Consider the following 14,082-nt stretch of genomic DNA (forward strand, 5'->3'; position numbering starts at 1 on the left):
GCCCCCTGCCGGATCCTTTGCCGGACCGGCAAAGACACTTGCCACTGTCCCTCCGCGGCGGTGACGCTGTGGGCGGAGGTGATCGCGGTGGGCGCGACAAACGGAAGCGGCGACGGCACGGGATCCACGGGCCCGGCCGCCGGATACGACGTGGTCGTGGTGGGCGCGGGAGCCGCCGGGCTGAGCGCGGCCCTGCTGCTGGGCAGGTCCCGGCGCCGGGTGGCGGTGGTGGACTCCGGTGAACCGCGCAATGCCCCCGCCGCGCGGATGCACGGCTTTCTCTCCCGGGACGGGATGCCCCCGGCGGAGCTGCTGGCCGCGGGCCGGGCCGAAGCCGCCGGGTACGGGGTTGAGTTCTTCGACACCCCGGCGGACGAGATCACCGCGGACGGGGATGGATTCGGGCTGCGGCTCGCCGGGGGCGCGGTGCTGACGGCCCGCCGGGTGCTGGTCGCGACCGGGCTGCGGGACGAACTGCCCGGCCTGCCCGGGGTCCGGGAGCGCTGGGGCCGGGATGTGCTGCACTGCCCGTACTGCCATGGATACGAGGTACGGGACGAACCGCTGGGCGTGCTCGGCACCGGCCCCGGCTCGGTGCACCAGGCGCTGATGGTCCGCCAGTGGTCCGGCGATGTGGTGCTCTTCGCCCATGGTGTCGAACCGGACGCGGAGCAGCGCGAGCAACTGGCCGCCCGCGGGGTGCGCGTCGAGGAGACACCGGTCAGGCGGCTGGCCGTCGCGGACGGGGCGCTGCGGGGCGTGGAGCTGACGGACGGCCGGATCGTGCCCCGTACCGCCGTCTTCGCCGCCCCGCGGATGGTGCCCCGGGACGGGCTGCTGACCCCGCTGGGCTGTGCCCGGGACGAGACCACCGGCGCGGTGGTCACCGAGGGGCCGGGCCGGACGTCCGTGGCCGGGGTGTGGGCCGTCGGCAATGTCACCGACGCCCGGGCCCAGGTGCCCGTCGCGGTGGGGGCGGGCGCGGCGGCCGCCATGGACATCAACAACGGTCTGGTGGTGGAGGACGTGGCCGGGGCGGTCGCCGCGGCCCGCGCGGTATCGGCTACAACAGGGGCGTGACGACACACGAGGTGAATCTGTGGCGGGCGGGGCTCGGCCGGGTCCCGGAGTCCGTCTGGGACCGCACCGAGACGGAGATCCTGATCCTCGCGGACAACGGGCTGACGGAGCTGTCCCCGCGGATCGGCGGGCTGCGGCGGCTGCGAACGCTGGACCTGGGCCACAACGCGCTGACCGCCCTGCCGGAGGAGCTGGGCCGGCTGACCGGGCTGAGCCGGTTCCTCTATCTCCACGACAACCGGCTCACCGCCCTGCCCGCCTCCCTCGGCGAACTGGCCGCCCTGCGCTACCTCAACATCGGCGAGAACCCGCTCGGGACGCTCCCCGGCGCGCTCGGCGGGCTGGCGTCCCTGCGGGAACTGCGGGCCCAGCACTGCGGACTGGCCGCCCTGCCCGGCTCCCTCGGCGGACTGGGCGGCCTCCGTGAACTGTGGCTGCGGGGCAATGCGCTGACCGCCCTGCCGGACTCGTTCACCGCACTCACCGAACTGCGCCGCGTCGAACTGCGGGAGAACGCCCTCACCGAACTCCCGCGCGGCCTCGCGGCCCTCCCCCGCCTGCGGGAGCTGGACCTGCGCTCCAACCGGCTGCGGGAGATCCCGGAGTGGTTGCTCGGCCTGCCCGCGTTGGAGAAGCTGGACCTGCGCTGGAACGCCCTGGCCCCGCAGGACGGGCTGGTGGCGGAGCTGGAGCGGCGGGGCTGCGCGGTACTGACCGGCTGAGGGCGGCGGAGTCCGGTCTCAGGTACGGGGCTTGGTCAGGGCCTCGTAGTTCGCGGACCAGCCCGAGTCCGCGTGCCCCAGCTCGCGGGCCCGGTCCGTCATCCGCTGGACGCCCTCCATCTGGGCGGAGTCGATGCCCGCGGCCCGTCCGGCGTGCACGATGTGGTCGACGGAAGCGGCCATCGTCCCGAGCCCGGCGGTGAGCGCCGGATAGGAGCGGGCGTCGATATCCGCGGCCATCGCCGCCAGCGCCTCCGGGAGGAGGTCGACAAGGCTCGTCATATACGGCGCCACCTCGGCCGCCGGAACGCCGTGCGCCCGGGCCAGCGCGAAGGCGTGGATCATCGCGCCCATGGCGCCGTAGAAGACGTCCAGCAGCGCCACGTCGAACACCGCCGCGCGGTCCGGGCTGTCGCCGATATGGACGGTCCGGCCGCCGAGGGCCCGCAGGACGGGCTCGTACCGTTCGAAGGCCGTGCGGTCGCCGGAGTAGAAGAGCAGTCCGGCGGGGGTTCCGACGACCGCGGTCGGCACCATCACGGCCCCGTCCAGATAGGCGATGCCGTGCTCCGCGGCCCAGGCGGCCGCGGCCCTGGCCCGTTCGGGGAGATCGGCGGTCACATTGACCAGCGTCCGCCCGGAGAGGGCCTTCGCCAGCGGGGTCAGGACCGCCTCGGAGGCGTCGTAGTCGACGAGGCAGACGACGATCAGTTCGCTCGCGGTCACGGCCTCCTCCGCGGTCGCGGCGGCCACGGCGCCGCGGGCGGCGAGCGCACCGCCTTTTCCGGGGGTGCGGTTCCAGACGGTGACGGAGTGCCCGGCGTCGAGTAGGGCACCGGCGAGGGCGCTGCCCATGGCGCCGAGGCCGATCACGGACACGGACACGGCGGTGGGCGTAGCTGAGGAAGAAACGGCTGAAGAAACAGTGGTTCCGGTTGGCATACGACCATCGTTTTCCATGCCGGAAAGGGCCACAAGTACGCACTTTGAAGTGGGGTTACCCCACCTGAAGGTAAGTTCCACAGCCCGCCGGAAATGCCGGGCGGCCCGTGCGCCGGGGAAGTACGCACGGGCCGCGGGGCTGCGGAGCGGACGGAGGACAGAACCTCACCGGGGCCGGACCGCCCTCACGGCGGTCCGGCCGTCACAGGGGGCTCAGACCTTCACGGGTACGTTCTTCTCCGGCCGGGCCTCCGGCACGGCGGCAGCGTCGTCGTCGCCGGGCGGCGCGCCGTGGCCGTCGTCGAGCAGCGTCGACTCGTCGAACGGGATCCGGCCCGCGAGCACCTCCGCCGCCCGCTCCTTGTCGATCTCCTTGGTCCAGGTGCCGACCAGGATCGTCGCGACCGCGTTGCCCGCGAAGTTGGTCAGGGCCCGCGCCTCGCTCATAAAGCGGTCGATGCCGACGATCAGGCCGACGCCGTCCACCAGCTCGGGCTTGTGCGACTGGAGGCCGCCCGCCAGGGTCGCCAGCCCGGCGCCGGTGACGCCCGCGGCACCCTTCGAGGCAATGATCATGAAGATCAGCAGGGAGATCTGCTCGGAGGCGCTCAGCGGGTCGCCCATCGCGTTGGCGATGAACAGGGAGGCCATCGTCAGATAGATGGCGGTGCCGTCGAGGTTGAAGGAGTAGCCGGTGGGCACGGTGATGCCGACCACGGGCTTGCTGACGCCCATGTGCTCCAGCTTCGCGATCAGCCGCGGCAGCGCCGACTCGGAGGAGGAGGTGGAGACGATCAGCAGGAACTCCCGGCCCAGGTACTTCATCAGCGACCAGAGGCTGATCCCGGACACCAGCTTCAGCAGCGCACCGAGGATCACGAAGACGAAGAGAGCGCAGGTGACATAGAAGCCGATCATGATGACCGCGAGGGACTTCAGAGCGTCCATCCCGGTCTCGCCGACGACCGCGGCGATCGCGCCGAAGGCGCCGATCGGGGCCACCCACATGATCATCGCCAGGATGCGGAAGACCAGCCGCTGGATATGGCCGATACCGCGGAGCACCGGCTCGCCCGCCCTGCCCATCGCCTGGAGCGCGAATCCGGCCAGCAGGGCCACCAGGAGCGCCTGGAGGACCTCGCCCTCGGTGAAGGCGGAGACCAGGGTCTTGGGGATGATCCCGAGCAGGAAGTCCACGGTCGACTCGCCGCCCGCGCCCTCGGCCGCCTTGCCGCCCGCGGCCTTGGCCTCCTCGGTGATGGAGAGGCCGGCGCCCGGCTCCAGGAAGTTGCCGACCAGCAGGCCGATGGCGAGCGCGACCGTGGACATCACCACGAAGTAGCCGAGCGCCAGCCCGCCGACCGCGCCGACCTTCGCGGCCTGCCGGACCGAGCCGATGCCGAGCACGATGGTGCAGAAGATGACCGGGGCGATCATCATTTTGATCAGGTTCACGAAGCCCGTACCGATGGGCTTGAGTTCGACCGCGACCCCGGGGGCTGCGAAGCCCACGGCGATACCCGCCACCACCGCGACGATCACGGCGATGTACAGGTAGTGCGTACGGTCCCTTCTGCCTGCTGTCGCAGCCACGGGGTCCTCCTCGGAGAAAAATTGCCAGGTCCATGTCCCGTATGGATTTCGGCGAATATCCATCACGCTGTGACCCGGGTCACCGTTACGTGCATTTCGTTCACGACCGAATCGTTCACCGGCCCTTAAACACCGCGAAACGGAAGGCACACTGGTGCCATGCGCATACCCCGCCCCCGCAGCCTGGCGGGCCAGCTCTTCGCGATGCAGGTGGTCCTGGTCGCGGTGATCGTCGCGAGCGGTGCCCTCTTCGCCTATGTGATCGACCGCTCCCAGGCCGAGGAGACCGCCCGGCGCCAGTCCACCGCGACCGCGGCGGCCGTCGCGGACTCGCCGTCGGTCGCCGCCGCCGCGCGTTCCGCCGATCCGACCGCGGTCCTCCAGCCGTACGCGGAACGGGTCCGCCGCGACGCGGGTGTCGCCTTTGTCACGATCATGGCGCCGGACGGCACCCGCTGGACCCATCCCCAGCCCGGGGAGATCGGCCGCCGCTACCTCGGCGAGACGGCGCAGGCGCTGCGGGGCGAGGTCCACAGCGAGACGACCGTGGGGGTGCTCGGCTCGTCCATCCGGACCGTCGTCCCGGTGTTCGCCCCCGCCGATCCGGCCGCCCCCGGCGATCCGGCGGGGTCCGTCCCGGAGCGGAAGGTGATCGCGCTGGTCAGCGCGGGGATCACCATCGAACGGATCAGCGAGCAGGTACGGGAGCAGGTCATGGGACTGCTGCTGGCCGCGAGCGGCGCCCTGGCGCTCGGCGGCCTCGGCACCTATGTGATCAACGCCCGGCTGCGCCGCCACACCCACGGGATGAACGCGGGCGAGCTGAGCCGGATGCACGACTACCACCAGGCGGTGCTGCACGCGGTGCGCGAGGGGCTGCTGATGCTCGACGGCCGGCGCCGGATCGCGCTGGTCAACGACGGGGCCCGGGAGCTGCTCGGGCTCGGGGACGACTCCGTGGGGCGGCCGGTCGCCGAGCTGGGGCTGCCGCCCGCGCTGACCGGCGCGCTGCTGGCCGCCGAGCCCCGGGTCGACGAGGTGCATCTGACCGCGGACCGGGTCGTGGTGGTGAACACCCGGCCGGTGGTCGGCGGGGAGCGCCGGGGCACGGTGGTGACCCTGCGGGACCACACCGAGCTCCAGGCGCTCTCCGGCGAGCTGGACTCCGAGCGCGGCTTCAGCCACGCCCTGCGCTCCCAGGCCCACGAGGCGGCGAACCGGCTGCACACCGTGGTCTCGCTGATCGAACTGGGCCGGGTCGACGAGGCCGTCGACTTCGCCACCGCCGAACTGGAGCTGGCGCAGGTGCTGACCGACCGGGTGGTGGGGGCGGTCGGGGAGCCGGTCCTCGCGGCGCTGCTGCTGGGCAAGGCGTCCCAGGCCAACGAGCGGGGGGTGGAGCTGGTGCTGGCCGAGGACAGCCGGATCGACGACGGGGTGCTGCCGCCGTCGCTCCCGGCCCGCGATCTGGTCACGATCATCGGCAATCTCGTCGACAACGCGGTCGAGGCGGCCTCGGAGGCGGCGGTCTCCGGGGCCCGGCCCGGCCGGGCCCGGGTGACGGTCACCGCCCGCGCGGAGGATCCGCCCGGCGGTGGGGGCGAGCTGCTGATCCGGGTCCACGACACGGGCACCGGGGTCGATCCGGACCGGGCGGCCGACGTCTTCCACCGGGGCTGGTCCACCCGCGGTTCGGGCCGCGGGCTCGGCCTCGCCCTGGTCCGGCAGGCCGTGCACCGGGCGGGCGGCACGATCGAACTGGGCACCGGTCCGGACGGCGGCGCGCAGTTCACCGTCTGCCTGCCGCTGACGGCGGCGGTGCCCGCGTGAGACCGTACCGGGGGCCCGCGCGGGTTCGTGACGTACGATCGCCGCTGCCCCACGGCACCGGGGAGGTGCAGCAGCCATGACCGCGGACGGAACCGCTCGGACGATCGGCGTCCTGGTCGTCGAGGACGACCCGGTCGCCGCCGACGCGCACGCCCTGTACGTGGGCCGGATCGCCGGTTTCTCCGTCGCGGGCGTGGCCCACTCCCGTTCGGAGGCGGTACGGGTGCTGGAGCGCACCCGGGTCGATCTGCTGCTGCTGGACCTCTACCTCCCCGACGGGCACGGCCTCGGTCTGGTCCGGTCGCTGCGGGCCGCCGGGCACGGCGCGGACGTGATCGCGGTGACCTCGGCGCGGGATCTGGCGATCGTCCGGGAGGGCGTATCGCTGGGGGTGGTGCAGTACGTACTCAAACCGTTCACGTTCGCGACGCTGCGGGACCGGCTGGGCCGGTACGCGGAGTTCCGCGCGGCGGTGGGCGAGGCCAGCGGTCAGGAGGAGGTCGACCGGGCTCTGGCGACCCTGCGCGCCCCGGAGGGCGGGGCCCTGCCGAAGGGGCTGAGCGGGCCGACGCTGGAGGCGGTGACCCGGACCCTGCGCGGCTGTCCCGGGGGTCTGACGGCGGCGGAGGCGGGTGCGGCGGTCGGTATCTCGCGGATCACCGCCCGCCGCTATCTGGAACACCTCGTCACCCAGGACCGTGCGGTCCGCAGCCCGCAGTACGGCCAGATCGGCCGCCCCGAACTCCAGTACCGCTGGGTCAGCGGGCGCTGAGCCCCCCGCCGTCCGCGAAGCGGTCGAGGGAGCGGAGCAGCTGGGTGCGGGTGGTGTCCCCGCCGAGATGTCCCGCGTCGTCGACGACGGTCAGCTCGGCGCCCGGCCAGGCCAGGGAGAGCTGCCAGGCGGTGTCGAGGGGGGTGCTGAGGTCGAGCCGCCCGTGGGTGAGCGCGCCCGGGATCCCGGCCAGCCGGTGGGCCTCGCGCAGCAGGACGCCCTCCTCCAGCCAGGCGCCGTGGCTGAAGTAGTGCGCGCAGATGCGGACCAGCGCGAGCCGGGCGGCCGACGGCCGGTCGCCGTACGGCCGGGGGCTGGTCCGCGCGGCGGGCTCCCCGGAGACGACGGCGTCCTCCCAGTCGCACCAGTCGAACGCCGCCCGCTCGCGGACGGGGGTGTCCGGGTGGTTCAGCAGCGCGGCGTAGGCGCCGACGATATCGCCGTCGCGGGCCGTGCCCGGGGCGCCGGCGAGGAAGCAGTCCCACTCCCGGGGAAGAACCGGCCGGCCCCCCGGCCCGTCGGGACAGCGGTGGGACAGGGCGGCACACCTCCCGGACGGTGCGCTCCCCTGCCGGGGCCGCACGAGCCGCGGAAGAGCAGGGGCACCGGCCGCTCCCCGGGGCAGGGCACTGCCCGTGGGTGCGGACCGTATCGGGGGAAACACGGGGGAAGAACGGGGGAGCACACGAGTGGCCCGGGCCGAAGCACGGGGATCGGCCAAGGCCACTCGTGTCCCCCTCCGGGAGGCTGCGCCCTCAGGGGTGAGGGGCCCCGGTCGGGGGGTGCGCTCGGGCGGGGACGGTCAGAAGACGGACTCCGCCTCGTTCATCCGGCCCGTCGGGACCTTCTTGAGCTGCGTCACCGCGTCCGCCAGCGGCGCCATGACGATGTCCGTCCCGCGCAGCGAGGTCATCCGGCCGAAGTCGCCGCGGTGCGCCGCCTCGACGGCGTGCCAGCCGAAGCGGGTGGCGAGCACCCGGTCGTACGCCGTCGGCACACCGCCGCGCTGGACATGTCCGAGGATCACCGGCTTGGCCTCCTTGCCGAGCCGGTGCTCCAGCTCGGCCGCCAGCCGGTTGCCGATGCCCTGGAAACGCTCATGGCCGAACTGGTCGATCTCGCCCTTGCGGTAGTCCATGGAGCCCTCGGCGGGATGCGCGCCCTCGGCCACACAGATGACCGCGAACTTCTTGCCCCGGTCGAACCGCTCCTCGACCATCTTGACCAGGTCCTCGACCTGGAAGGCCCGCTCCGGAAGGCAGATGCCGTGGGCGCCGCCCGCCATCCCGGACTCCAGGGCGATCCAGCCCGCGTGCCGGCCCATGACCTCGACGACCATCACCCGCTGATGCGATTCGGCGGTGGTCTTCAGCCGGTCGATGGCCTCGGTGGCGACGGTCACCGCGGTGTCGAAGCCGAAGGTCCGGTCGGTGGCGGAGATGTCGTTGTCGATGGTCTTCGGGACGCCCACCACGGGCATACCGGCGTCGGCGAGCATCCGGGAGGCGGTGAGGGTGCCCTCGCCGCCGATGGGGATGAGGACGTCGATCCCGTAGCGCCGCTGGATCTCGCCGCAGTTCTCGGCGGCCTCGCGCAGCCGGGCCCGCTCCAGCCGGGCCGAGCCGAGGATGGTGCCGCCGCGGGCCAGGATGCCGCTGACGGCGTTGAGGTCGAGGGGACGGTAGTGCCCGTCCAGCAGGCCCTTGAAGCCGTCCTCGAAACCGATGACCTCGTCGCCGTGCCCGGTGATGGCCCGGTGCACGACCGACCGGATGACCGCGTTCAGTCCGGGGCAGTCGCCTCCGGCGGTGAGCACTCCGATACGCATCGCGCTGTGTCTCCTGCTCGTCAATGGGACGTTTGAGCCGGAAATCAATTGTTCCACGCGGCGGAGACCGCCGCTGCCGCTTCTGGAGTCCGGCATGGGTCGGGGGTGGGCCGGGGGCTCGGCCGCCCGGGAACGGCCGCCGCACACCGGGCCGGCGGCACGTACCCCCCTGCCCTCCCCTCCCTCCCGACCCGCCAGGCACTTAGCGCACCGACAGAGGTATCGTCAAGAGGGAAAGGCCGCTCTTCGGCGGCTTTTCTGTGCGGTCGTACCGCGGCCGCGCAGAAAAGATCAGAACGCCGTGCGATACGGGTCGTACGACGCAGGTACAGGCGAACCGAGCCTTCAAGAAGAGCGAAGCGAACAGGAGAGCACACGTGACGCGCAGCGTGTACGTGACCGGAATCGACCGCGGGGACGGCCGGCAGGTCGTCGAGCTGGGGGTCATGGAACTCCTCACCCGCCAGGTGGACCGGGTGGGCGTCTTCCGGCCGCTGGTGCACGACGGCCCCGACCGGCTCTTCGAACTGCTCCGGGCCCGGTACCGGCTGACCCAGGACCCGGGGACGGTCTACGGCCTCGACTACCACGAGGCCTCCGCGCTCCAGGCCGAGCAGGGCACCGACGAGCTGGTCTCCCGGCTCGTCGACCGCTTTCACCGGGTGGCCCGGGAGTACGAGGTCGTCCTGGTGCTGGGCACCGACTTCGCCGCCACCCAGCTCCCCGACGAGCTGGCGCTGAACGCCCGGCTCGCCAACGAGTTCGGTGCCTCCGTGATCCCCGTCGTCGGCGGCCGCGGCCAGACCGCGGAATCGGTACGGGCCGAGGCCCGCAACGCCTTCCGCGCCTACGAGGCCCTGGGCTGCGACATCCTCGCCCTGACGGTGAACCGGGTGGCGCCCGCCGACCGCGAGTCCATAGCCGAGCGGCTCGCGGCCCGCCTCCCCGTCCCCTGCTACGTCCTCCCGGACGAGCCCGCGCTCGCCGCGCCCACGGTCGCCCAGATCACCCATGCCCTCCGCGGCACGGTGCTGCTGGGCGACGACTCCGGGCTCGCGCGCGACGCCCTCGACTTCGTCTTCGGCGGCGCCACCCTGCCGAACTTCCTCACCGCCCTGACCCCCGGCTGCATGGTGGTCACCCCCGGCGACCGGGCCGATCTGGTGGTCGGCGCGCTGGCCGCGCACTCCGCGGGCACCCCGCCCATCGCGGGCGTCCTGCTCACCCTCGACGAGCGGCCCACCGACGAGGTCCTCACCCTGGCGGCCAAGCTGGCCCCCGGCACCCCCGTGGTCTCCGTCGCCGCCACCAGCTTCCCCACCGCGGCCGAGCTGTTCAAGCTGGAGGGCAAGCTCAGCGGCGCCACCCCGCGCAAGGCGGAGACCGCCCTCGGCCTCTTCGAACGCCATGTCGACAGCGCCGGACTGCTGGACCGGCTCGCGGTGGCCCGCAGCGGCCGGGTGACGCCGATGATGTTCGAGCACGAGCTGCTGGAGCAGGCCAGGGCGGACCGCCGCCGGGTGGTGCTCCCGGAGGGCACCGAGGAGCGGGTGCTCCGCGCCGCCGACGTCCTGGTCCGCCGCGACGTCTGCGATCTGACCCTCCTCGGCGATCCGGACGTCATCCGGAAGAAGGCCGCCGACCTGGGCATCGACCTCTCCTCGGTCCAGCTGATCGACCCGAACACCTCCGAGCTGCGGCAGCCCTTCGCCGAGCGGTACGCGGAGCTGCGCGCCCACAAGGGCGTCTCGGTGGAGCTGGCGTACGACGTCGTCGCCGACGTCAACTACTTCGGCACCCTGATGGTCGAGGAGGGGCTGGCCGACGGCATGGTGTCGGGTTCGGTGCACTCCACGGCCGCCACCATCCGCCCCGCCTTCGAGATCATCAAGACCCGCCGGCCGACGGACGCCGGGGGCGGCGCGGCGATCGTCTCCTCGGTCTTCTTCATGTGCCTGGCCGACAAGGTGCTGGTGTACGGCGACTGCGCGGTCAATCCGGACCCGAACGCCGAACAGCTCGCGGACATCGCCGTCCAGTCGGCGGCGACCGCCGCCCGGTTCGGTGTCGAACCTCGGATCGCGATGCTCTCGTACTCGACCGGCACCTCGGGTTCGGGCGCCGACGTCGACAAGGTACGGGAGGCCACCGAGCTGGTCCGCCGGTCCCGGCCGGACCTGAGGATCGAAGGCCCGATCCAGTACGACGCGGCCGTGGAGCCGTCCGTCGCCGCGACCAAGCTGCCGGAGTCCGAGGTCGCGGGCCGGGCCACCGTACTGATCTTCCCGGATCTGAACACCGGCAACAACACCTACAAGGCCGTCCAGCGCTCGGCGGGCGCGGTGGCCGTGGGCCCGGTCCTCCAGGGTCTGCGGAAGCCGGTGAACGACCTGTCCCGCGGCGCACTGGTCGGCGACATCGTGAACACGGTGGCGATCACCGCGATCCAGGCCCAGCCGGCGCCCGCGCCGGACCGTCCCGTACGTCCGGCGGCCGACAGCGCCGCCACTCCCGCCTGATCCCCGCACCACCCCTTCCCCGACCAGAAAGCACCGACCGTGACCACGTCCCCTCCCCCGGCCCCCACCCGGATCCTCGTCCTCAACTCCGGCTCGTCGTCGCTGAAGTACCAGCTCCTCGACATGCGGAACGCCGCCCGGCTCGCGGTCGGACTGGTGGAGCGGATCGGGGAGCGGACGTCCCGGCTGGTACACACCCCGCTGGTGGACGGCGGGGCCGGGCTGCGGGAGCGGACCGGGCCGATCGCGGACCACGAGGCGGCGCTGCAGGCCGTGGCGGAGGAGCTGGCGGCCGACGGGCTCGGCCTGGACTCGCCGGAGCTGGCCGCGATCGGGCACCGGGTGGTCCACGGCGGGCTGCGGTTCTCCGAGCCGACCGTGGTCGACGACGAGGTGCTCGCGGAGATCGAACGGCTGGTGCCGGTGGCGCCGCTGCACAACCCGGCGAACATCACCGGGATCCGGACCGCGCAGGCCCTGCGCCCGGATCTGCCGCAGGTCGCGGTCTTCGACACCGCCTTCCACACCACGATGCCGGAGTCGGCGGCCCGGTACGCGATCGACGTGGAGACGGCGGACGCCCACCGGATCCGCCGCTACGGCTTCCACGGCACCTCCCACGCGTACGTCTCGCGCGAGACGGCGAAGCTGCTGGGGAAGGCGCCCGAGGACGTCAATGTCATCGTGCTGCACCTGGGCAACGGCGCCTCGGCCTCGGCGGTGGCGGGCGGCCGCTGTGTGGACACGTCCATGGGCCTGACCCCGCTGGAGGGCCTGGTGATGGGCACCCGCTCCGGCGACATCGATCCGGCGGTCACCTTCCATCTGCGGCGGGTGGCGGGCATGTCCACGGACGAGATCGACACCCTGCTGAACAAGAAGAGCGGTCTGGTGGGGCTCTGCGGCGACAACGACATGCGGGAGATCCGCCGCCGGATCGGCGAGGGCGACGAGCAGGCGCGGCTCGCCTTCGACATCTACATCCACCGGCTGAAGAAGTACATCGGAGCGTATTACGCGGTACTCGGCCGGGTGGACGCCGTGGTGTTCACGGCGGGGGTCGGCGAGAACGCCGCTCCCGTACGGGCGGCCGCGGTCGCGGGCCTGGAGGAGCTGGGGCTCGCGCTGGACTCGGGGCTGAACGAGGAGCGGTCCCCGCATGCACGGATCGTCTCGCCGCCGTACGCCCGGGTCGCGGTGGCCGTGGTACCGACCGACGAGGAGCTGGAGATCGCCCGGCAGGCCTTCGCGCTGGTATCCGAGGATTCACTCGACTGAGCGAATACCCGCCCATTTGTATCTTCCACCAGACGGAATATTCCGAGTCGAAACAAACCGATAGGATCCGCCTTATGCGCCGTTCCAAAATCGTCTGCACACTGGGCCCCGCCGTCGACTCGTACGAGCAGTTGAAAGCGCTCATCGAGGCCGGTATGAACGTGGCCCGCTTCAATATGAGCCACGGGTCCCACGCCGATCACGAGGGCCGGTACCACCGGCTGCGCAAGGCGCAGGAGGACACGGGCCGGGCGATCGGCGTACTGGCCGACCTGCAGGGCCCCAAGATCCGTCTGGAGACCTTCGCCGACGGTCCCGTCGAGCTGGTGCGCGGTGACGAGTTCACCATCACCACCGAGGACGTGCCCGGTGACAAGACCATCTGCGGCACCACCTACAAGGGCCTGCCCGGGGACGTCTCCAAGGGCGACCAGGTCCTCATCAACGACGGCAACGTCGAGCTGCGGGTCGTCGAGGTCGACGGGCAGCGGGTGAAGACGATCGTCGTCGAGGGCGGCGTCATCTCCGACCACAAGGGCATCAACCTCCCCGGTGCCGCGGTGAACGTCCCCGCCCTGTCCGAGAAGGACGTCGAGGATCTGCGCTTCGCCCTGCGGATGGGCTGCGATCTGGTCGCCCTCTCCTTCGTCCGGGACGCCGAGGACGTCAAGGACGTCCACAAGGTGATGGACGAGGTGGGCCGCCGGGTCCCCGTCATCGCCAAGGTGGAGAAGCCGCAGGCCGTCGAGAACATGGAAGCCGTCGTGATGGCGTTCGACGGTGTGATGGTGGCCCGCGGCGACCTGGCCGTCGAGTACCCGCTCGAAAAGGTCCCGATGGTCCAGAAGCGGCTGATCGAACTCTGCCGCCGCAACGCCAAGCCGGTGATCGTCGCGACCCAGATGATGGAGTCGATGATCACCAACTCCCGTCCGACCCGCGCGGAGGCCTCCGACGTCGCCAACGCGATCCTCGACGGCGCGGACGCGGTCATGCTCTCGGCGGAGTCCTCGGTGGGCGCCTATCCGCTGGAGACCGTGAAGACGATGTCCCGCATCGTGGTCGCGGCGGAGGAGGAACTGCTCTCCAAGGGCCTCCAGCCGCTGGTCCCCGGCAAGAAGCCCCGTACCCAGGGCGGTTCCGTCGCCCGCGCGGCCTGCGAGATCGCGGACTTCCTGGACGGCAAGGCCCTGGTCGCCTTCACCCAGTCCGGCGACACCGCCCGCCGGCTCTCGCGCTACCGGGTCTGCCAGCCGATCCTCGCCTTCACCACCGAGGAGTCGACCCGTAACCAGCTCACCCTGAGCTGGGGCATCGAGTCGTTCGTGGTGCCGCATGTCGACAACACCGACGCGATGGTCGATCTGGTCGACGCCGAGCTGCTGAAGCTCCAGCGCCACAACTCCGGCGACATCATGATCATCACGGCCGGTTCGCCGCCCGGTGTCCCGGGCACCACGAACATGGTCCGGGTGCACCACCTGGGCTCCAAGGCCTGAGAAGAGCCGCACCCGCACC

10 protein-coding genes and 1 pseudogene are annotated in these 14,082 nt (G+C 72.1%); 7 read left to right on the plus strand and 4 right to left on the minus strand.

Annotated features, from left to right (window positions below; all coding sequences use genetic code 11):
• Window positions 1-87 precede the first annotated feature (87 nt).
• Together ACIQ9E_RS04085 and ACIQ9E_RS04090 are read left to right on the plus strand one after the other, a co-directional pair.
• A complete protein-coding gene (locus tag ACIQ9E_RS04085; protein WP_403701641.1) occupies window positions 88-1,080 on the plus strand; it encodes an NAD(P)/FAD-dependent oxidoreductase in 993 nt (330 codons plus the stop codon).
• 11 nt (window positions 1,081-1,091) lie between these two features.
• Window positions 1,092-1,802: a leucine-rich repeat domain-containing protein gene (locus ACIQ9E_RS04090; protein WP_403702876.1), complete on the plus strand. Its 711-nt coding sequence runs from the start codon at window positions 1,092-1,094 to the stop codon at window positions 1,800-1,802.
• 18 nt (window positions 1,803-1,820) lie between these two features.
• On the opposite strand, the gene ACIQ9E_RS04095 is transcribed toward ACIQ9E_RS04090, so the two are convergent.
• Both ACIQ9E_RS04095 and ACIQ9E_RS04100 read right to left on the minus strand, forming a co-directional pair.
• Window positions 1,821-2,687, minus strand: coding sequence for an NAD(P)-dependent oxidoreductase (locus ACIQ9E_RS04095; RefSeq protein WP_403701644.1), 867 nt, complete (start codon window positions 2,685-2,687; stop codon window positions 1,821-1,823).
• 270 nt (window positions 2,688-2,957) lie between these two features.
• A complete protein-coding gene (locus tag ACIQ9E_RS04100) occupies window positions 2,958-4,337 on the minus strand; it encodes a cation:dicarboxylate symporter family transporter (protein WP_403701647.1) in 1,380 nt (459 codons plus the stop codon).
• A 159-nt stretch (window positions 4,338-4,496) separates the two neighbouring features.
• Between ACIQ9E_RS04100 and ACIQ9E_RS04105 the strand changes: the two genes are divergently transcribed.
• Complete coding sequence (locus ACIQ9E_RS04105; protein WP_403701650.1) at window positions 4,497-6,167, plus strand: ATP-binding protein; 1,671 nt, start codon at window positions 4,497-4,499, stop codon at window positions 6,165-6,167.
• 76 nt (window positions 6,168-6,243) lie between these two features.
• Window positions 6,244-6,939 carry a response regulator gene (locus ACIQ9E_RS04110; RefSeq protein ID WP_403701653.1) on the plus strand — a complete coding sequence of 232 codons (696 nt, stop codon included), beginning with the start codon at window positions 6,244-6,246 and terminating at the stop codon, window positions 6,937-6,939.
• Here ACIQ9E_RS04110 and ACIQ9E_RS04115 read toward each other — a convergent pair.
• Window positions 6,926-7,452: pseudogene (locus tag ACIQ9E_RS04115) on the minus strand (prolyl aminopeptidase); the annotation flags it as partial. The gene ACIQ9E_RS04110 and the pseudogene ACIQ9E_RS04115 sit on opposite strands and share 14 nt — an antisense overlap.
• Window positions 7,453-7,741: 289 nt before the next feature.
• A complete protein-coding gene (locus ACIQ9E_RS04120) occupies window positions 7,742-8,767 on the minus strand; it encodes an ATP-dependent 6-phosphofructokinase (protein ID WP_403701656.1) in 1,026 nt (341 codons plus the stop codon).
• A gap of 377 nt (window positions 8,768-9,144) precedes the next feature.
• Between ACIQ9E_RS04120 and pta the strand changes: the two genes are divergently transcribed.
• From pta to pyk, 3 genes are all read left to right on the plus strand, one after another.
• On the plus strand, window positions 9,145-11,286 hold the full coding sequence (gene pta / locus ACIQ9E_RS04125) for a phosphate acetyltransferase (protein WP_403701659.1): 2,142 nt from the start codon (window positions 9,145-9,147) through the stop codon (window positions 11,284-11,286).
• A gap of 39 nt (window positions 11,287-11,325) precedes the next feature.
• On the plus strand, window positions 11,326-12,564 hold the full coding sequence (locus ACIQ9E_RS04130) for an acetate kinase (protein ID WP_403701662.1): 1,239 nt from the start codon (window positions 11,326-11,328) through the stop codon (window positions 12,562-12,564).
• Between the two features lie 74 nt (window positions 12,565-12,638).
• Window positions 12,639-14,063 carry a pyruvate kinase gene (gene pyk, locus ACIQ9E_RS04135; RefSeq protein WP_403701665.1) on the plus strand — a complete coding sequence of 475 codons (1,425 nt, stop codon included), beginning with the start codon at window positions 12,639-12,641 and terminating at the stop codon, window positions 14,061-14,063.
• Window positions 14,064-14,082: the final 19 nt, after the last annotated feature.

The organism is Streptomyces sp. NPDC094448, assembly GCF_044763775.1.
Lineage (GTDB): Bacteria > Actinomycetota > Actinomycetes > Streptomycetales > Streptomycetaceae > Streptomyces.

Excerpts from the sequence above, each read along its gene's own strand:
- ACIQ9E_RS04105 (WP_403701650.1), top strand. The coding sequence starts at position 4,497 with ATGCGCATACCCCGCCCCCGCAGCCTGGCGGGCCAGCTCTTCGCGATG.
- ACIQ9E_RS04110 (WP_403701653.1), top strand. The coding sequence starts at position 6,244 with ATGACCGCGGACGGAACCGCTCGGACGATCGGCGTCCTGGTCGTCGAG.
- ACIQ9E_RS04120 (WP_403701656.1), bottom strand. The coding sequence starts at position 8,767 with ATGCGTATCGGAGTGCTCACCGCCGGAGGCGACTGCCCCGGACTGAAC.
- pyk (WP_403701665.1), top strand. The coding sequence starts at position 12,639 with ATGCGCCGTTCCAAAATCGTCTGCACACTGGGCCCCGCCGTCGACTCG.